Below are 19,366 nucleotides of genomic sequence, written 5' to 3'. Positions count from 1 at the left end.
AGGTCTATCCAAAAGTAGTGTGTTTTATTTCAGAGGTCGGTAGAGTCCGAACAATTCATCACCTGTAATGCCTACTAAACATCCCTGACTAGCCCAAGATTGCTTTAAAATCCACTCCAATTGAGTTCTGAGAGAAGGTGAAGTAACAGAAACCCATCGAGTACGATCGCCGCGTTGAAGCCTCAAGCGAACAATGGCTTCCGCTTCTCGCTCTGCGCCAATCATTCGGGCTGACGTGAAAAAAAGTTCCGCTGCTTCTACAAGGCGCTGTCGCCACTGCGATCGTGGTTCAAGATGAAGCAAACTCTGGCGAATTAACCGTGTGAATTGAACACCCTGCGGATCAGTGCCTTTAACCCACATCGGGACATCCAGAGCAATGGCTCCTGGCTGAGAGGGCATCACCCGGATCACAGTCCCCAATTCTGCTGCATTAACTGCGCGGCTCGATTCAGGTTGCCGCTGTCCCTCCCGTGGCGCGATCGCAGTTGCTTCGATGAAACGATCGGACTCTACTTCACGAGAGCTTGTGGTTTCCTGAATCAATCGAGGTTGTCCTTGTAGCCGATGGAATGTAATTCCCTCACCACCTCGAACCGTCATAAGAAACTCAAGTTCCTGGTCAGAGGCACTTAGCGTTTTTTGGTCGATGGAAATACCGAGATCAGCCCACGCCCAAACTCTAATCCGGTAAGTATCATCGGGTGTTGTATGTTGGAGCAGCAGTTTCCACGCTCCTGCACTGATAGATGAGCGATCGCAATCTATCTGTAAAAAATCCTCACCCGATGTGACCTGAATGCCTGAAATGCTGGAGGAAAGTTCGATCGTCTCTTGCCCAGGTCGGTAAAGTGCGATTTTAGGTAGCGCTTGCTGAGGCGGGAATTGCAACCGGATAGTTAAATGACGATCGAGGTGCGTTACGTTGAAGCTGTAATAACTGAGCTGTTTGTCCTCAATCACCATAGAATTCGCGTCGATCGCACATTGCTGTCCTCCACTGGCTTCGACGATCGTATCGCGCAGTAAAGTGGGTAAAGCATTCTCATCTTTTGCAAGACGACAGCATAGATTAGGAGAGTAATGTACCCGTTGTACTAGAAACGATAGCAACTGGGCACCCGTTGAAATTAGATAGAGTTGTCCTAACTGTGCGAGTCGTCGTAATGCGAAAAGGTCATCTGTGGTGACTCGTGTTCCTGCTCCGACGAGTAGGACTGCAACGCGCTTCTGCTGAAGTGAGCCGAACTGAGTCCAATTCTGCATCAATTGGAGCAATGCACGACTTAGATCGACTGGATATTGAAGGAGTGGAGTAATATCCTTTGTGCTTTCAGCAATTTTGCCACCTCCAATGGTCACAAGCCCTTCTGATGAGTTTGTCCGACTGCTTTCTGATTCGGTTCGATTTGCCATCACAATCTGATGTGATTGATCTGCTGTAACGACTGTGATGCTTGCTTCCAGAGATTGAACGATCGCAGGCGGAAGTGCGCGATCGCTTTCCGGCTTAGATGATCCAATATCCTCTCTCATCCACCAAGCTTCGATCTGCTGTTGGGTTGCAGGTTTTGGCTTGGGTTTAGTATTGTTGTCAATCTTCTGCCACCAGTCATAGTCTACACTTTGGCGATCTTGGTTTCTTCCTGCCCAATAATCTCCTGAATCTTTAGGCTTAGTTTGAGTGTTTGTATTTGGATCGACACTCACGAATACGCTGGTCTGGTCAGTCTCGATCGCTGCATTGCTAATTACTAAAGCAAAATCCTGCTGCGGAATATCAATCTTTCCAGCCAAGCAATTCGTTGTAATTTCCAGTGCAGTGACTGTGACCTGTAACGTGCCTGTTGCAGTTCCGGGTGCTAGAAAAATATTTTGTAGATTATCCCAACCTTCGCGATCGTGACTTCCATCGCTGTAAGACCATCCATTTTGGAATTGATTGCCTCGATAGGTTTTGCTGTTTGCTTCTAAGCGTAAAGCTAACTTATTGACGATCGCAGAAGCAGTGCTTGTTCCAGTTCCCAATGCTCCTGGTGGATCAGTCCAGCATAGAGTTACTTTCACTGGAAGATTCGGATTTGCAACTCGAATCTTCCAGTTCTCATTGTCGCCGCGCCGCTTCAGTCGGATAGATTGATCAACATAGATGTGTTGAACATCTGGACGCAGTACATTCTCTAAGTTCAGTCTGCCCCAGCCTTGCTGCATATTGGGGATAAATCCGCCTGCTTTCAAAGGTTCAGCACCATTAACTAACATCGCTTTTAGCAGCGCAGGCGATGGATCTTGATTGTAGTGATGTTGTCGCCACCATTGAATCAAAAGGGCACACGCTCCAGCCGTTTTAGGACTTGCCGCAGACGTGCCGCTTCCCCAAGTTAACTGTGAACTAATATATTCACGATCGCCCGGATTAGAATCATAGTTTGCAGAAGCTGTCCATTCTCCGGGTGCGACAAGATGAGGCGCAATGCGACCATCCCCACAATTACCGTGACTGCTGCCTCGTGGGCCTTGATAAAGCTGATCGATATTGTCGCTTTGTTCTTTGCCGATCGCGGGACGATGGTTTTCTGAATTTCCTGTGACAATGATATTTTTTGCAGCTTTCGGGCGTGTCAAACCATTGATACCAGAGTTACCCGCCGAAAAACAGATTGTTAAAGGCTTTGCGATCGCGCCATCTGGATCAGCATTGCGAACTAAACGATCGTAGGTTGCCTCTTGTGAACCATAGTCCATTGGATTTTTAGTTCCCGCCCCCCAGGAGTTATTCTGGACGCTTCCGATTTGACCGGATGGGCTTTTCTCGGTGACGGTTTCGCGGCAGAGTGCGATCGGTGTGGATTGGTTATCTTGAATCAGTAATTCCGCTCCGGGAGCCATGCCTAATCCATAGATAAATTGGTTGCTATCTTTTTCTTGTAGATAGCATCCTGCGGCATGACCCGCCACAAATGTACCGTGCCAGGATTTACGCTCAGAATTCAGTTGCTTAACTCGCCCCGTAAATGCGGGATGGTTTGCTTCAACCCCGGCATCTACAATTCCGATTGTGACTCCTGCACCATTGATGCCATGATCTTCCAACCATCGCAGATATGATCCTTGCGGTTGTCCCAAACTGTTGTATTGTCCCGCCAAGATCAGCCCTGCAACTTCATCTTCGGGCTGTACAGGGCTGTAAGGTTCCACGGCTAACACATTGGGATGATGAAGTAGGGCGGCTTGTCCTTGGGCAGAAACCCGACCCCGCAAACGTAGATAAAATCCAACTGTCTCAATCGGCTGATTTGGGTCAATGGAAACATCAGGAATCGAATTGAGTTCTTGAATCAGGGCAGCGCGATCGGGCTGATCCTGCACAATAACCCAGACCTCCTCTACTCCACTTTCGGGTGCTGGCGGTTGAGGCTTCGTTTCAGCACCGATCGGCACAACATCAACCACAAAATATTGCTTCAATGCCTGCCGAAAAGTTTGGGCAGAACCCCGGCTCAAAAAGCTATGCTCAGGTTGAAATTGAAGTAGTTCGATTTCTAATTGTTGAAGAATCAACAACCAATCTGGATCAAGCGGGCCAATCAATTCAAGGTAGGCGGTGATGATGTCGCGATCTCTGAATGAGTCTAAGCGCGATCGTGCAGATTCGAGCAGTCGATTGATTGGACTCTCTAAACAAACGCCCGGATTGATTGGTGTTTCCGTTGGATCAATAGGTGCGGCAGTACGGATTAAAACTTCACCATTGTTATAAATATGCAAAATCTCGGTGCTAGCATGACTGAGAATTGCGCAGTTAGCAGGAACTAGGATTGTTCGTTCAGCATCAGACATAGATTGCTCACCATTCTTTCTCAATGGCAGTTGATGAGAGTTTCGCTGCGTTGTGAGCGGCTTGTGCCCCCTAAATCCCCCATTCTGGGGGACTTCAGGAAAAGATGTTTTCCAAAGTCAAGAGAATTTCTAACTTTCAAAGTCCCCCAGAATGGGGGATTTAGGGGGCAACCCGGATTCAGCATCGTAGCGTTGCATTTCACGCGCAGCAAAGCGGGTTGTTTTCTGTCGAACTCAGGCATTCTCAAATGTGTGGATGAAAGAATTACTCCTCTCATCCACACCAGTTATGGATTACAATTCAACGACGATCGATTCTGCGTAGCCCGTTTCATCGACCAGAACTTTGACCTTCTTGCGACCTTCATCATCAAACGGATCAGCTTCTTCCACATCATGCAGCATGACTCGCTGCTTGCTGCCGCTGAGTTCCTCAATCCACAATGCTGGGCCAAATTTGCCGTACTCCACTGCGGTTAATGTTCCAGCGATCGCTTTTTTGCTTGCGGCTCCATTACCATTGCCGTTAGGTTCGGGCTTTTCAGATTCAGGTTGCTTGTTTTCAGATTCGCTCAGGTTGATCACCGGATTGGTTCCTGCGGCAAGCAGACGATCGGCGATCGGATCGCTTTCGGGCAGGTCAGCTTCTTTAGAAATCAGTCGCACCCCGTTCTTATCCACCACAATAAAGACCGACTCTTCGGTTAAAGTAATCGGTTGTTCTTTGGCGCGGACTAACTTGGTGCCAATCACTCCCATTGCACTGAAGGTGACGATCGGTTGAGTGCCATCGATCGGCATTGGATACGTGAACGTAATCGGCTCTCCATTCGGGAACGGCTTAATCCGAGCAGATTCTTTGATCGGATTTTTCAGATGTGTTCCTGCAACCGAAACATTTACGACTAATTCATCTTTATCACCCGGCATTAGGTTAATCTGATTGTCGCTGTCGAAGGTATAGAGATAGATATTCACTCGGCCCAGACGAGCAGAAGGTTTGATGGTGATAGAAGGCTGCGCCCCGGTTGTTGAACCCTTTTCATTGATGATTGGAAACTTCGCATTGTTGAAGTCAATCTGCGCCTGATAGTCAATCCGTACTTTATCAGGTTTCTGGCTAGTGAGCAGATACTGCTTGGATGTCACATCTGCACCAAACACATCAGAAGCTGGAATCATCACGGGGCGACCATCTTCCATTGCAGAACAAGACAGCGCAACCGATTTCACCATCTCATCAGGAGAAACACTCATAAGTAACGGGAAGGTTAGCTCTGTGTTCACCTCATTGAGATAGCTTGCATCCAACTCAGAGAGGAAGGTTGCACCTGTGTCCATCGCACCTTTAAGCCAGGAGAAACCGTTAAACTCCATCTTCAAGGAAAGATTGGTCACATCCGACTCTTTCCGCCATTTCAGCGCGAAATTTGCACCACCATACCATCCAGAAGTGTTCCCCGCTTCAGCAGGTTTAACATCTGGTTTTTTCTCAAATAGCATCGGGAAGAAGTTCTTGAATGCTTGATCGATAAAGGTCGTCAACAGGTTTTGTTTGACCTCCTCCATCCCATCTGGCAGCTTATCCAAGCCTTGCACCTTAACAACAATGGCACCGTTACGCACCATGCTTTCCCATTGTGCTTGCAGATCTAAGCTGGCACCATAGAACCATCCGTCGTAGCTCGCTTTTAGCTGAGCCGACAGATGCTTAAATACGCGGCTTCCATTCACGTCCACTTCGACAATACATTGCGGGATCGATTGCAGATACTCATATCGAACCATTGCACCGATCGGTGTATTTTCCCGATTCCGAACAGCTTGCGCTAAGGCTTGTGCCCCTTCAGCCGTCAAATTTGCCAGCAAAGACACCTTAGATCCAATCACGCCGAACTCTTTGTTGTCGATCGTCGATTGGCTCGCTTTACCAATCACTTCGGGAATCAACAACTCCACTGTTCCTTTGCGAGTGATTAAGGGAACAAAGCGAGGATTTTTTGATTTTGCGCGTCCTGATTTGAGAACTTCATCGCGCCATTGCTGTTCGATTTGCTTGTAGGTATCTGCATCAAATTCAATCCCTGTAGAAAGTGTGAACAGTGCGCCACCGCCAACGGTTTTGTAAGCTCCATCTTTCTGCACTCGAAATTGGCTAATTGCAGCTTGATAGCGTCCCGTTCTAAAATCTCGTGCCAGGGTTGCTTGCTTGGGACTAAACAGAATGACATCATCATCTGAGCTTTGCCAAAGCGTGAAGTTACCGACATCCCATTTCTGACCAGACAAAGCAACGCAATATTGGGAAGACAGGCTAGAGACCATAAAACCTCCTGGGTTTGTGGTAAGTAAAGTATCTAAAAACGAAGCGACTTTATACAGACATTGCATCGAACAGTTGAAGCTCTTGATCTTTGGCAAGCAAGACCAATGTTGAAGGGAGCTTTTGCGATCGCATAACCTCAAGCGACTGAGCCAACATCTTCACCAAGCGCTGATTGACAACACCAAATGCAGTAATGGTAAAGACTGTCTGTTCTTCAGGAAATAGCAGATACGGCACGTCCCAGCTCTGATTGGGTGTCAGTCGGTGTGAGAGTTTGACAGGACGGGAAAGATGAGGAGACTGCCAATTTAGGTTAACCACCAAATGATTGCGATTAACACTTTCAACTGAATTCATTGTCTCAATGGCTGCAACCTCAAATTGCAGATTGAGAGATTGAATCCACTGTCCCGGATCAATCACAATACGATCGCCGCCCAGTTGCACCGATTGGTTCACGTCCCAGTGAATGACCTCCCAATTTGCGATGGCAAAGTTCACTTGAGCTTGACAATGAATCCTAGCGATCGCAGGGTTCTCGCTTGTCAGTTCAGCTTCTGCCGTCCCTCCTTCTGATGGAAAAGAAAGCGCTTGCGGAACCATGCTAGTGTTCGCTGACCATGCCACCGTTACTGATTCAATCAATGGATGCCCAACGATCGTGATGGAAATAGGAATTGTGGTTTCCATTCCAGTGACCTCCTAGCAGGGATTCGGTCAATAGTGAGCAGTTCGCTTGCTTCAACTGCATCTAAAGTGGCTGATCGAGAGTTGCTCTGGCATCACCCACGCGGGTACTGTTGCAGATAGCCAAATACAAGCATATTCTGTCAGCTTCTCAAGCCTCTGGATACTGTTAGGTTACTCACTGCAAATACATCACTGCAAATACATCACTGCAAACATATCTTTGTGGAGAAAGTAAGATGTCGAAGCTTCAAGAAGCTGCTCAGTATTTAGCCAAAACTAGCGATCCCAACGCAACCTCTGCCAATTGATAGAGCCAAACTCCTCTCTAAAGGTTTGAGAAAAAATCTTTCGATTACGGCATTGTGAGAAATGATGCTAAGAAGGAACCAACAAAATGACGCTTGCAACCGACTCTGATCAATCTTTACAAAAGCTGCGCGACATCATCAAGGACATTAACTTCTGTATGTTAACCACGATCGATGACGATGGCAGCCTTCGCAGTCGCCCCATGTCTGTCAATAGTGAAGTCGAAGCCAATGGTGATCTCTGGTTTTTTACCTATGCGAGTTCGCACAAAGTCACTGAAGTGAATCACCATCATCAGGTGAATGTTAGCTTCTCTGCTCCAGACAAACAGCGCTATGTGTCGCTCTCAGGAACGGCGGAACTGGTGCGCGATCGCGCCAAAATGGAAGAACTTTGGACACCAGAACTCAAAGCTTGGTTTCCCAAAGAACTCGATGAGCCTGATATTGCTTTGCTAAAAGTGAGTGCGACGAAAGCAGAATACTGGGATGCTCCTGCGGGTTGGGTTGCGAAAGCTTATGGCTTTGTCAAGGCGGCAACGACAGGCAAAACTGAGGATTTAACTGAGGACGTGAAGCTCACGTTAAATTGAATCAATCACATGAACGAATGCTTCATAGGTTGAGAAGAATCCATGCCGCCCTGTGAGGAGCCAGCCTTCTAATACCAGATTGATTTGTGGATGCGACAGATTCTCGCCCCCTAAATCCCCCAGAATGGGGGACTTTGAGTATGATCTGTCGCATTCTATGTTTAATTCGGTATAAGGTGTGTTCACTCAACATTTCCAGCACCCGACCGTCTGGAGAAAGTTCACCGCCGTCCTCGTCTTCCGGCAGATACTTAGCAAGCAACACATTCAAAAACTGAAAAGTAACGCTAGCAGCAATGCAGACGATCGTTAAGGAAATAGTTTGTTCACAGTCTGCTAGTGTCAGCGAAGCTCTGCCCTGAAGTTAAGCAGCAAAAGCTTCATCGTTGGCTTCATTGGATGCAGTGCCCCCGATCGCGCAAGCCGTATGCGGACTTTGTAGCGTCAATTGTGCATCAGGGTGCTGACAGGCAATCATGGTTTTGATGTGCTCTGATTCATCATCTCGAATTGCCATGAAGACATCATACAAATTGTCGATCTTGGGACGGCGCTCTTCAGGCTTTCTGCTGGCTTGGAACTCATCAAACATATACAGATTGCCATCTCGGTAGTAATTGATATAGACCTGATTGATCACGAACGCCAAAACACCAACTAACAAACGAATCATCTCACAGTCTCCCAACAAACTCACTTGCAAAATCTGCCAGGCTCGACAGATTCAGGTTGAATTGCTCAACAATTCCATCCTAGTCATTTCATACCGAATCAATTTATTAATGCGACAGATCCTTCGTCCCCTAAATCCCCCATACTGGGGGACTTTGAGAATCCGAAACAGATTTGGCTTGAAGTCCCCCACGAGTGGGGGATTTAGGGGGCTTCCAAGATCTGTAGCACTCAAAAATCAATTTGGTATCACATCCCGCTACAAGTTGATTACTTTTACCACCGTATAGTTACCTGAAGTAAAAGATTAGGGAGGGATCAGAGCTATGGAAGACTGTGAAGAACCCCTTAAATGTTCAAAATCGTTAAAACTCTAAATTGTGGTAGCTCAGAGAAAATTTAAGGCAACCAGGGATATTTGCGAAAGTCGGGTTTGCGCTTTTCGAGAAAGGCTTGTTTGCCTTCTGAGCCTTCTTCGGTCATGTAGTAAAGCATGGTGGCGTTTCCTGCGAGTTCCTGAAGTCCGGCTTGTCCATCGCAGTCTGCATTCAGCGCAGCTTTGAGACAACGGATTGCGATCGGGCTTTTTTCTAGAATTTCTTGTGCCCACTGAATACCTTCTGCTTCGAGTTGATCCACTGGAACGACTGTGTTTACCAATCCCATCTCTAAGGCTTCCTGAGCGTTGTACTGGCGACAAAGATACCAAATCTCTCGCGCCTTTTTTTGTCCGACAATCCGCGCCATGTAGCTTGCCCCAAAGCCACCATCAAAGCTGCCCACTTTTGGACCTGTTTGTCCAAAGATGGCGTTATCAGCCGCGATCGTTAAATCACACAGTAAATGCAAGACATGACCGCCCCCGATCGCGTATCCTGCAACCAGCGCAATGATCGCTTTGGGCATCGATCGGATCAATCGCTGCAAATCCAGTACATTTAATCGTGGGACACCCGCTTCATCAACATAGCCTGCATGTCCCCGAACGCTTTGATCCCCGCCTGAACAGAAGGCGTATTTCCCATCGGTGTGAGGCCCTGCACCTGTGAAGAGAATCACCCCAATGCGGCTATCTTCGCGGGCGTTGGCGAAAGCATCATACAGTTCAACAATGGTTTTTGGGCGAAAGGCATTTCGCTTGTGGGGGCGGTTGATGGTTATTTTGGCGATGCCGTCGGCTTTGTGATAAAGGATATCTTCGTAACTTTTTACGCTATGCCATTCAATCGTCATAGTTCTATTGAGTCCGCGAATGTTCTTAAGTTGGTTTTGCGCCAGTTGGCATCGTCATGGCGATCGGTTCTTAGTTCAAGTACCCGAATGCCGCTCTTGGGAAGCGATTGAATGCGATCGCGCAATTGCTCCCAATGTTCGATGATTTCATGTTTTATGCCGTATGTTTGACAAAGTTTGGAGAAATCAATGTTCTGTGGGGTGGCAAAGAATTCTTCAAACGGTGGATCGAAGGGTGCGATCGGTAACATTCCAAAAATGCCGCCACCATTGTTGTTGATGAGAACAATGGTTAAATGTCCTTTGAAGTGCGAGCGGATTAAAAATCCATTGGTGTCATGCAATAGCGCTAAATCTCCTGTAAGCATGACTGCTTGCTGATGATGCGCGATTCCTAAAGCGGTTGAAAGGGTTCCATCAATGCCATTCGCACCTCGATTGAAGAACGGCTGAGTCTGCGAGTTTCCAGGTTTCCAGAAGAACTCCACATCGCGCACAGGCATACTGCTTGCAATGAATAGCGGCGTTTCGGCCGGAAGAGATTGTGACAATATCCAAGCCGCTTTGCCCTCAAATAAAGCGGTTTCTTTTGCCAGGAACTGATCGATCGTTCTCCGCATTTTCGATTCTGCACTAAGCCAGTCATGCAGAAAATCAGATGGCTCAACGCCTGGAAGTGATTCGAGGGATTCGATCGAGCATTGCAAATGAATGGTTTTGCCGTGAAGAGGATCGAGACTACGATCGCTCGGATCAATCACAATTTGCGTCGGTTGAATCGCATTCAGCCAGAGCCGTAATTCTTTGCTCGTTGGCATTTCTCCGATTCGGATCACAACTTCAGGTGCAAGGCTTTTAGCAAGAGTTTTGTTTCTGAGAATCGTGTCGTAAGTTGAAATTAGATACGGATTGAGGCTGGCATAGTTCCGTACAGGTGAAAGCGCTTCAGCCAGAACAGGCATCGAGAGCGATTTGGCAAGATGAGCGATCGCTTCACAATATTGGTTGGGTGACTCTGGTTGAGCGACTCCAGCAATGATAATTCCGCGTTGGCCGGCAAGGTTGATTTGCCCCCTAAATCCCCCGTTCATGAGAGACTTTGATTGTGCTGAAACTTTAGGGTGAATGTGATCGAAGAAATCATTGGGAATATTGATCGACATTCCCGGTTGTTCGATCGGGGCTAAGGGTTCGCGAAACGGCAAATTGAGATGAACAACTCCGGAGATCGGATATTGAGTTTGCTGCATTGCATTGAGCATTGTTTGACGCAAATATCGCAGCATTGATAATTCTGTTGAAGGAATTGCAATCTCTGTGTAGAAATTGACGTAGGAACCGAATAGTTTTTGCTGATCGATCGCTTGTCCTGCGTTGCAATTTCTCAATTCCGGCGGGCGGTCTGCGGTCAGAATTAACAATGGCACTCGACTTTCTCGCGCTTCAACCACTGCGGGATAAAAATTCGCGCCTGCTGATCCGGAGGTGCAGACTAAAACCACAGGATTATGAGTTCTTCGAGCAATTCCAAGTGCGAAAAAAGAAGCCGATCGCTCATCTAAGATTGGAATCGCTTCGATTTGAGGATGACGGGCAAATGCAACCGTTAGGGGAGTCGATCGCGATCCTGGACAAATAATTGCAGTTTTTAAGCCTGATCGGGCTAAAGTTTCGACTAAAACCGAAGCCCAAAGCGTATTCACATTCCGAAAATCTAAATTCATTGCCGATTAATAAAAGCTTGATGTTCTGGCGATCTCACTCCTGCCTGAACGGTTTCCAATACGGTGATCATGTCTCCGCCTAATAAAGCCTCGACGCTGAGCCACAAACCGGGAAAAATGCTTGATCGAATAATCCCTGTTTCATCTGGCAGCATCAATCGATATTCACCTTCAACCAATTGAAACCAGTCCACACGCTTCTCGTAGGATTGCCAGATGATATATTCCTGGACTCCATTCCGGCGATAAACCCGTTTTTTGCTTCCACTATCGATCGCTGCACTACTGGCTGCAACCTCAATAATCAACTCTGGCGCACCCTCTAGATATCCATCTGCACTAATCCCTACTCGTTCCCCTGCATCTCGTTCAAGAAACATCACTAAGTCAGGTTGAGGCTCATTATCCAGATCAAGCCGTAATGTTGGGCTATTGCCTAGCCGAACTCTAGGAGTAAATGTTTTATAGATTCCTGCCCAACCGCTAAGATTGCTGTGCGGTTCAGCATGAGATTCAAAGCGTAAAGGAGAGGCTACGTAAACAATTCCTTCTATCAGTTCAGCTTCTTTGATGTTAGAGGCAGGGTATCGGCGCTCGAACTCTGGACGAGATAAACGAGCGCCATTCTCAAGCGGAGGAATTTGACTTACAGGAGTGTTCATACGAGGGCATTCAACAGAGCTTTGAGTTTGAGTTGAACTTCAGCGAATTCCTTCTCTGGATCTGATCCTGACACAATTCCCGCGCCTGCGAACAATCGCGCCCGATTCCCCTGCAAGATACAAGAGCGAATTCCCACTGCAAATTCGCCATTGCCTTGAGCATCGATCCAACCGATCGGAGCCGCATACCACGATCGCTCGAATGCCTCAAACGATCGTAGATGTTCACAGGCAATCAATTTCGGTGCGCCTGCAACAGCAGGTGTCGGATGAAGTTCTGCGACTGCATCAAGCAGATGCACATCAGATTTAATCGCAGCCCGAATTGGGGTTTGTAAATGCTGAATGTTGGGGAGTTGCAGCAATCGCGGCGGCGAAAATTGCGGTGTGAGATTCAGATTTCTGAGGTGTTGAGCGATCGAATCAATCACAACTTGATGTTCACGTTTCTCTTTCTGACTGTTGAGTAATGCGGCTGCCAGTCGAGCATCTTCAGCGCGAGTTTTACCCCGTGGAGCGGAACCCGCCAAAGCTTCAGTGAGTAAACGATCGTGCTGAATCTTAACTAACCGCTCTGGACTTGCACCGATAAAGGCTGCATTTTTTCCGTTACTTGCTGAAAAGATGTAGCAGTTGGGATAGCGCGATCGTAAGTTACTCAGCGATCCAACTAAATTAAACGGTAATGGCGAGATGACATCTAAAGCATCAGCTAAAACAATTTTGTTAAACTGCTCTTGCTGAATCAGTTTTAACGCTGCGGCGACAGATTTTTGATAGTACCCAGAATGCGAAACAGATTGCTGTTTGAAAAAAGGTTTCGGTGTATCAATCGCCAAGCGAATCACATTATGTTTAATCGATCGAATTCTCTGAATGGTTTGAAACGTTTGCTCTACGGTTGTTTCTAAGTCGGAAGTCTCTGAAATTTTTAGATTTGCGACGATCGTCGATCGATCCTGAGCTCGTGAAATTTGCCATCCAGGAAGAAAGACATTCGCTGCTGGAAACAATGGATCGGCTGTTTGCTCGAAAAAAGAGAAGTTACAAAAAAAATGCGCTCCAGCAAATTCGGTATCGAGCGCTCCAATTTGATGAGTTTGATCTAACGTCGCTTGGATGAATCTTTTAACTTGGGTGAATCGATCTCCTCCTTCAGCCTGAAATTCTAAAACCGGATCAAATGCTAAAACTGCTTCTGTGTTCTCAAAATAAAAATGCTTTTGATCCGGCTTGACCAATGTTTCCAGAACCGCAAGCAGATCAATCTCTTCAACACTCAAAGAAATGCTGGCAATGCAAGAATTAACCGTTTGAGAGATAGATTGTTTACACCTGAGAAGAAACTGATAGAGACCTTGAGGATCAAGCTGTGACTGAAGCTGATACTGGATCGCAGGCATAACAATTGTCCTAAACGTCGGCAACCATTAAGCCGATCTTAAAGCACTTAGGGATTCATCCTTTGTAATTTGTAATGAAGTGAAGCATTTCCGTCGTGTTTATTACGGATTGTGAAGCAATTCGGGGATTATTGCTCGATCTCGCACCACTTTCAGCCGAAACGTATCGGGTGGCACGAAAGTAATTCCTCGCCGCGCTGGATGAACTGAGCGAGCGAGCGTCGTTTCAAAGTCGTACCAAGAGAGCACCGTTGCCAGCACCAGCTTCATCTCAAACATTGACAGCGCCATTCCCACACAACTGCGACTCCCACCCCCAAACGGCAAATACTCATACGCCGAGAACTTCTGATTGATGAAGCGATCGGGATTAAATTGATCGGCGTGTTCGTAGGTTTTCTCGCGCCGATGCGCCAGATAAATACACGGAATCAGAATCGTTCCCGGCTCGTAGGTATAACCTTCAATCTCGATCGTTCGTTTCACCTTACGCGGCTGTGAGATCAGCGCGATCGGATAAACTCGCAGCGCTTCCTTACAAACTGCGGTTAAATAAGGCGCTTGTGAAAGTGCGACCGGATCAGGATTTTCGCCCAAGCTTTCTAATTCTTGACGCAAGCAATCGAGCGATTCTTGATTCCGATGCAACCAATAAAACGCCCACGTTAAACCCGATGCCGTGGTTTCATGTCCCAAGAGCAACAGAGTCATCAACTGATCGCGCAATTCCTGATCGCTCATCGATTCGCCCTGTTCATCTCGCGCCATCATCAGCACCGAGAGAATATCGGTACGATTTTGCAGCGATTGCGATCGGCGATCGACAATCTCCGCATAGATCAACTCATCAATCTGCACCATTTGCTCTAAAAACTGTCCCCAAGGACTCCAGCGCCCCAAATTTTGCTGAAGCATCGGGAAAAAGAATTGCGTCGAATAGAGCGGCGATGTGATGGCTTCTAACAATTGCGCGAGGAGCTGCTTCAAACGCTCGTAGCGCACTCCGGGCACTAAACCAAACACAACTTGAAGAATCACTTGCAGCGAGATCTCCGACATTTCAGAGCGAATGGCGATCGTCTCTCCCACGCTCCACTCGATCATGCGTTTCTGCGTCAACTGACAAATCAAGTGTCCCTGACTGTGCAGTTGCTCCCGATGCAATGCAGGCATCAATAACTGTCTCTGTCGCTGATGCCGCGCACCTTCCTGCATAATCAGCGACTCGTTGCCCACCAACGGTCGAAAAACGTGCGTGACCTTACCAAACTCAAACGCATCTGCCAGTGTCGTAAATACTGCTTGAATCGCATCAGGATTGCTAAGAAAGACCACAGGCGGGGAATTCAGCCCCAAAACTCGCGTGGTAAAGGTATCCCCATATCGGGCTGACGCACGATCGAAAAACGCGATCGGATCAGCGACAAGCGACAGAGTTTGAACAAGAGCAGGAGAACGCAATCCGGGCGGCAACGTCATCAGATTACTGGTAATACACGCTGTCTCTAGTTTAGAGAATTTAGATCAGCTCTATGTGAGAAGTTTCAAATTCTTCAAACGGTCTACACTCGCTTAAGTCAGCCCCTATACACTCAAAATCCCCCATTCATGGGGGATTTAGGGAGCTGCAACCTACTGAAACGAAGCGAAACTTTCCGCGCAAGCTCGATCGCTCTACTCCGGTTTCACCTGCGGCAATCCCATACTATAGTTCAAAACCCGACTCTCTAGGTTGTAAGAAATCTCACCCTTCTGAAGCAGCGATCGCACCAAATGCTCCAAATCCGACCCGATTCGTCGCAGGTTGTAGTCTGTCAGCGCTTGACCACTGTAAGACTCAACCAACTCATCAAACTTGCTATACACCTTTTGCAGCGCATCTTGGTTCCAGACCAATTCATTATCTGGATCAACATCCAGCGTCAGAACCTTATCACTTTCGATCAACTCATTATTTTGTACTTCTGCCGAGAAAATATGAATGTGGCGAGTCGTAGATTTGAGTAACATAAACTGACCTGGATTCCGTAGCTTACTTTTGAAATTGTAATTGTACTCGGTCGCCAAATTTCTCGATCGCGCCCAATTTACCCATCAATCCTTTCCCATCTCTAAGATTGATTTTCTCATGTCTAAAGTCCTCAAACTCCTTTTTATCCGTCACGCCCAGTCGATCGGCAATATCCAAAAACGAATGCAAGGTCACGGCGATTACGAATTATCTCCCCTTGGTCGGCAACAGTGCGAAAAACTCGCGAAACACCTGCGGGCTGAGTCTTGGCGACCTTCCCACGTTTACTCTAGCCCCCTCAAACGCGCTGCCCAAACGACTGAAATTCTGCTGTCTTATTTTCAAGAACCGCATCTACCTGCTGCGGTGAGCGATTTGATCGATTCCGATTTAGAAAGCCCGATTGAAGATGAACCCACCCCACGAAAAATCCCGCTTGAATATGCCGAAGAATTAAAAGAATTTCAGAACGGAATTTTTCAAGGATTAACCTGGGCAGAAGCGCAATCTCGCTATCCCGATCTTTGCCGAAAATTAGAAACTTCTCCCGATTGGATTCCGATCCCCGAAGCCGAAACCCTACATGATGCTCGCGATCGTGCCCATCGATTTATCGCTCGAATTATGCAGCGCCACCGCGACGGAGACCAACTTTGGATTGTGAGCCACAGTTGGATTTTGCAACATTTAATCGCTCAATTACTCGGAAGCGATAGATCTTGGAGATTACGCGCCCACAATACTGCCCTGTTTGAATTCTGGGTCGATCGATCGCGTTGGGAACTGCAAAATCAAAATCGTTTCAATACCGATCTGTGGCAGATTCGTAGATTCAATGATTCTCGGCATTTACATTAAAAATTCTGAGGTCAATTTCTCGTAAAAAAGCAAATTTTTGCTAAGGAATCCGCCTTTTCTGACAGTTAAACTTGCTCTGAAATGCAAAACAAGCGATATATTAACGTAGTAAATTCCAAGTCAGGGTTTCTCGTTAACTACTCATCTCATGATTGTGAATGCGGTCAATGATATCTACAAGCAAGCCCACCAAGGCAGCGTCGCCGCGATCATTCAAATTCTGAATGATAAATTGGCAGGCTCTGGCGTGAGAACTCGCGCTATCTTTGCCAATGGAGTGCTACAACTCTTATGCGAGGCAGCCACCTCCGACCAGCTCGATCGCGCAACGCTCACTGAGCGCGTCCGCAAAATTCTCGAATCGATTTCACCCCGCCAGATTCGACGAGTAAACATTAACAGCCGAATTGTCCGAGAACAGCAACTGCTCTGGTTTGAAGAAATCAACCGCGATCCCGATGGACAATTACTCTGGTCGCAAGAGATCCTTCTAAAACGACCAAATTTCATTCGGGGAATGCTGCAAGATCTACGAGAAGCCTTCAGCGATCGCGATGACTTACCAAGGACGCTTTCACCCCAAGCCGTGCGCGAGAAACGCCAATTCACCAAAGGCATCTTCGGCGGTATCGTGATCAGCGCAGGCATTTTGCTCACAGGTTGGGGAGTTTATGCTTGGAGCCAAGGTAAGTTCTTTGCCACCCCGCAGATGCAGCCGCAAGTCTCACCCAAGCCGCCCCAGTGGACTGCAAACGTGAAGCAGGATGGTGACTCCTTTGCAACAGCGGTGCGAGTTGCAGAACAAGCCGCAAACAGCGCGAAAGAGGCAAAAACCCCGGTTCAATGGCAACAGGTCGCAGAAATGTGGGGAGGAGCATCCCGGCTGATGTCTCAAGTGCCCGATAATCATCCGCGTGCAGATGTGGCGCGAAATCGTGCAGACCTCTACCGTAAGAATCAACAGATTGCGTTAAAGAACGTGAAGTAGAGCCACGCTCGCTGCGCTATTAATCAATGCTTCTACCGCGAACAGTCTGCGATCGACGCGGAACCGCAACGGGAGCAAGCTCGATTTGACGTTCTTGAATCCGATGGCTCTCAAAGTGCTTTTGCCAAAGCGCCGGAGCATCCAAGGTTTCCCCGCCGTGCTTGGTTAAACGCTGGCGAACTTTACATAATACAGGCGTATTCACACAAGCTCCAGAAATAATAATCTGTCCCTTGGTCAAGGCGGGTAATTCTTTGAGTAAATCTCTTCCCGCTGCTTCTACACCATATTTCAAGCTTTCTTGATCGACCGGATTCACAATTCGCATCAAAAACTGGCTCATGCACTGGGACAGCACATCCGCATCCAGTTTTCCGGGGCGCTGTGTAATCAATCCCATGCCTACCCCAAACTTCCGCCCTTCGCTCAAAATCGTTCGTAGCACTGATTTACAGCGAGACGGTTCATGGGCAGGCGCAAAACGATGCGCTTCTTCAATCAGGATAAACACGGGATAAGGTAAGAAATTTTCATCTTGAGGTGAAATTAGCTCTTTCTCGGTACTCATTCGAGCGTGATTTACTTGCCGCAGCACGGCTGCACAAATGACCTGTTGTTCTTCTTGGCTAATTTCGTTCATTTGAAGAACTGTGACTTGTCCCGGTTCAAATAGCTCCTTTGGACTAACCGTATGCTCTAGCGTATGAAAGTAGCTCGATCGCTCAATCTTCTCTAATTTCCACTCCAGCGCGGGAGCCGACGATCCGGTTTTCTCGTTGCCGTCGTCATCCACTTGAACATCCGCCTCTCGCACGGCGGCAATCAAGTCCTGAATCCCCCAGCGATAGTCGCCGCGCTTGTGACGTTGCAAAATCCGAAATGCTTTACTCAGCATCGCTTGTTGTCGATCGCTCATTTCCGGCAGCAGCGCCAAAATATCGTAATAATCGAGCGAAGAGATGCGGATTCTCACCTCCTCTGGAGTCATGACTTTGACTTTTGGCGAGTATCCATCTGCCGCCTCAAACGCAGGATGTCCCCGCATTTCTGCTAGGGTTCCGTACTCTCCGTGAGGATCAAAAATCAAAACCGCAGCGCGATTGTGCGGTAACAGCAACTCTTCAATTAAAACGCCTGCTGTATAAGACTTTCCTGATCCTGTTCCTGCCAGAATTGCCATATGGGTACTGACAAGCTCTTTCACATCAAGCGCGATCGGCACTGCCCCCATTTCCCGCAGCAGCAGCGACCCAATATGCGCTGATCCCACCGTTTGCGGTTGCCGACGATTGAGAATTTGCCGCAACATGGCATCGTCTGCCAACACCACTTTTGCACCGGGGTCAGGACTTTTTCGCGGATTCATAAAGCCTAGCGATGGATCAAAATATCCGATCACATCCACGCTCACTTCATAAATCTCTGGGTTGTCGTAGGTAAATCCGACCAAAGCCGCGATCGCCTCTGGGCTAATCTCGGTATCCGCAAAAATGCGGTCGGGCAAATGGTCGATCAGCCGACGATCGGAGATTTTCCCCAAGATCTTACGGACTGCCCCCGCCTCGCGAACTTCGTAATAGACATATTCACCGATTCGGACATGGCGATTATCAGAGGTGATGAAAACGTACTGGTTGCCGTTCTCACCGGGTCCCTTGACTGTACCTACAACGCTCATCGGGTTTGAAGCAGGCTTAAGGCTCATAGTTGGGAAGAAACTCAGTGCGAATTTCGTTCAAGTGTACTATTAAAATGAGAAGATCAATCGTAAATCCACAATTCATCAGGTACAATACCTCCCGCACTTCATCTATGCTTGATTTCGTCACGTATAGAGTTTTGAGAACTTAACAATTTAGAGGGAGCAATCAGGGGAATTTACGGATACTGTTAAAGTCTTCAGATTGTAATCTGAAAGCAATGGTGCAATAAAGCAGTAAGCGAATTGCGACAGGGGTAAGCAATGACCATCTCCCTTTTCAATGCAGGGCAACACGGTTTCCCTTACTAAGCAACGGTAACTTAGCGAAGGAACCTTCTCTAACGTGACGCAAGCAG

The 19,366-nt window shown here is 47.5% G+C and carries 13 protein-coding genes and 1 pseudogene; 3 read left to right on the top strand and 11 right to left on the bottom strand.

Annotated features, from left to right (window positions below):
* Positions 1-24: 24 nt before the first annotated feature.
* The 3 genes from NC980_RS03510 to NC980_RS03500 form a co-directional block, all read right to left on the bottom strand.
* Entirely contained in the window at positions 25-3,840 is a 3,816-nt protein-coding gene (locus tag NC980_RS03510) for a S8 family serine peptidase (protein ID WP_190379743.1), read from the bottom strand.
* A 294-nt stretch (positions 3,841-4,134) separates the two neighbouring features.
* Positions 4,135-6,165 carry a hypothetical protein gene (locus NC980_RS03505; RefSeq protein ID WP_190379742.1) on the bottom strand — a complete coding sequence of 677 codons (2,031 nt, stop codon included), beginning with the start codon at positions 6,163-6,165 and terminating at the stop codon, positions 4,135-4,137.
* A 49-nt stretch (positions 6,166-6,214) separates the two neighbouring features.
* A complete protein-coding gene (locus tag NC980_RS03500) occupies positions 6,215-6,856 on the bottom strand; it encodes a hypothetical protein (protein WP_190379741.1) in 642 nt (213 codons plus the stop codon).
* 394 nt (positions 6,857-7,250) lie between these two features.
* On the opposite strand from NC980_RS03500, the gene NC980_RS03495 reads away from it, so the two are divergent.
* The gene (locus tag NC980_RS03495; RefSeq protein WP_190379740.1) at positions 7,251-7,757 is read left to right on the top strand and encodes a pyridoxamine 5'-phosphate oxidase family protein; all 507 of its coding nucleotides are present in this window, start codon (positions 7,251-7,253) and stop codon (positions 7,755-7,757) included.
* 364 nt (positions 7,758-8,121) lie between these two features.
* On the opposite strand, the pseudogene NC980_RS03490 reads toward NC980_RS03495, so the two are convergent.
* The 7 genes and pseudogenes from NC980_RS03490 to NC980_RS03460 form a co-directional block, all read right to left on the bottom strand.
* Positions 8,122-8,385 (bottom strand): annotated as a pseudogene (locus NC980_RS03490) (hypothetical protein); the annotation flags it as partial.
* A gap of 443 nt (positions 8,386-8,828) precedes the next feature.
* Entirely contained in the window at positions 8,829-9,662 is an 834-nt protein-coding gene (gene menB / locus NC980_RS03485) for a 1,4-dihydroxy-2-naphthoyl-CoA synthase (protein WP_190379738.1), read from the bottom strand.
* Positions 9,659-11,386, bottom strand: coding sequence for a 2-succinyl-5-enolpyruvyl-6-hydroxy-3-cyclohexene-1-carboxylic-acid synthase (gene menD, locus NC980_RS03480; RefSeq protein ID WP_190379737.1), 1,728 nt, complete (start codon positions 11,384-11,386; stop codon positions 9,659-9,661). Before menD ends, menB begins: the two co-directional genes overlap by 4 nt.
* The gene (locus tag NC980_RS03475; protein ID WP_190379736.1) at positions 11,383-12,048 is read right to left on the bottom strand and encodes a Uma2 family endonuclease; all 666 of its coding nucleotides are present in this window, start codon (positions 12,046-12,048) and stop codon (positions 11,383-11,385) included. The genes menD and NC980_RS03475 overlap by 4 nt, the downstream gene beginning before the upstream one ends.
* Complete coding sequence (locus NC980_RS03470) at positions 12,045-13,451, bottom strand: isochorismate synthase (protein WP_190379735.1); 1,407 nt, start codon at positions 13,449-13,451, stop codon at positions 12,045-12,047. The genes NC980_RS03475 and NC980_RS03470 overlap by 4 nt, the downstream gene beginning before the upstream one ends.
* A 102-nt stretch (positions 13,452-13,553) precedes the next feature.
* Positions 13,554-14,930 (bottom strand): cytochrome P450, encoded by a 1,377-nt coding sequence (locus tag NC980_RS03465; RefSeq protein WP_190379734.1) that lies wholly within the window; start codon positions 14,928-14,930, stop codon positions 13,554-13,556.
* 195 nt (positions 14,931-15,125) lie between these two features.
* Positions 15,126-15,461 carry an NAD(P)H-quinone oxidoreductase subunit M gene (locus NC980_RS03460; protein ID WP_190379733.1) on the bottom strand — a complete coding sequence of 112 codons (336 nt, stop codon included), beginning with the start codon at positions 15,459-15,461 and terminating at the stop codon, positions 15,126-15,128.
* 40 nt (positions 15,462-15,501) lie between these two features.
* On the opposite strand from NC980_RS03460, the gene NC980_RS03455 reads away from it, so the two are divergent.
* Both NC980_RS03455 and NC980_RS03450 read left to right on the top strand, forming a co-directional pair.
* Positions 15,502-16,320: a histidine phosphatase family protein gene (locus tag NC980_RS03455; RefSeq protein ID WP_348253902.1), complete on the top strand. Its 819-nt coding sequence runs from the start codon at positions 15,502-15,504 to the stop codon at positions 16,318-16,320.
* Positions 16,321-16,468: 148 nt separating this feature from the next.
* Positions 16,469-17,308: a hypothetical protein gene (locus NC980_RS03450; RefSeq protein WP_190379731.1), complete on the top strand. Its 840-nt coding sequence runs from the start codon at positions 16,469-16,471 to the stop codon at positions 17,306-17,308.
* Between the two features lie 19 nt (positions 17,309-17,327).
* Here NC980_RS03450 and NC980_RS03445 read toward each other — a convergent pair whose 3' ends face one another.
* On the bottom strand, positions 17,328-19,013 hold the full coding sequence (locus tag NC980_RS03445) for a DUF87 domain-containing protein (RefSeq protein ID WP_190379730.1): 1,686 nt from the start codon (positions 19,011-19,013) through the stop codon (positions 17,328-17,330).
* Between the last annotated feature and the right edge of the window lie 353 nt (positions 19,014-19,366).

Origin of the sequence: Leptolyngbya sp. AS-A5, assembly GCF_039962495.1 — a bacterium.
GTDB lineage: Bacteria > Cyanobacteriota > Cyanobacteriia > Leptolyngbyales > Leptolyngbyaceae > Leptolyngbya.
Note: the sequence above shows the minus strand (reverse complement) of the source record. Positions and strands in the feature narration are given on the sequence as shown.

Bases quoted from the DNA above. Each gene is read 5' to 3' on its own strand.
- NC980_RS03510 (WP_190379743.1), bottom strand. From the start codon at position 3,840: ATGTCTGATGCTGAACGAACAATCCTAGTTCCTGCTAACTGCGCAATT.
- NC980_RS03505 (WP_190379742.1), bottom strand. From the start codon at position 6,165: ATGGTCTCTAGCCTGTCTTCCCAATATTGCGTTGCTTTGTCTGGTCAG.
- NC980_RS03500 (WP_190379741.1), bottom strand. From the start codon at position 6,856: ATGGAAACCACAATTCCTATTTCCATCACGATCGTTGGGCATCCATTG.
- NC980_RS03495 (WP_190379740.1), top strand. From the start codon at position 7,251: ATGACGCTTGCAACCGACTCTGATCAATCTTTACAAAAGCTGCGCGAC.
- menB (WP_190379738.1), bottom strand. From the start codon at position 9,662: ATGACGATTGAATGGCATAGCGTAAAAAGTTACGAAGATATCCTTTAT.
- menD (WP_190379737.1), bottom strand. From the start codon at position 11,386: ATGAATTTAGATTTTCGGAATGTGAATACGCTTTGGGCTTCGGTTTTA.
- NC980_RS03475 (WP_190379736.1), bottom strand. From the start codon at position 12,048: ATGAACACTCCTGTAAGTCAAATTCCTCCGCTTGAGAATGGCGCTCGT.
- NC980_RS03470 (WP_190379735.1), bottom strand. From the start codon at position 13,451: ATGCCTGCGATCCAGTATCAGCTTCAGTCACAGCTTGATCCTCAAGGT.
- NC980_RS03465 (WP_190379734.1), bottom strand. From the start codon at position 14,930: ATGACGTTGCCGCCCGGATTGCGTTCTCCTGCTCTTGTTCAAACTCTG.
- NC980_RS03460 (WP_190379733.1), bottom strand. From the start codon at position 15,461: ATGTTACTCAAATCTACGACTCGCCACATTCATATTTTCTCGGCAGAA.
- NC980_RS03450 (WP_190379731.1), top strand. From the start codon at position 16,469: ATGATTGTGAATGCGGTCAATGATATCTACAAGCAAGCCCACCAAGGC.
- NC980_RS03445 (WP_190379730.1), bottom strand. From the start codon at position 19,013: ATGAGCCTTAAGCCTGCTTCAAACCCGATGAGCGTTGTAGGTACAGTC.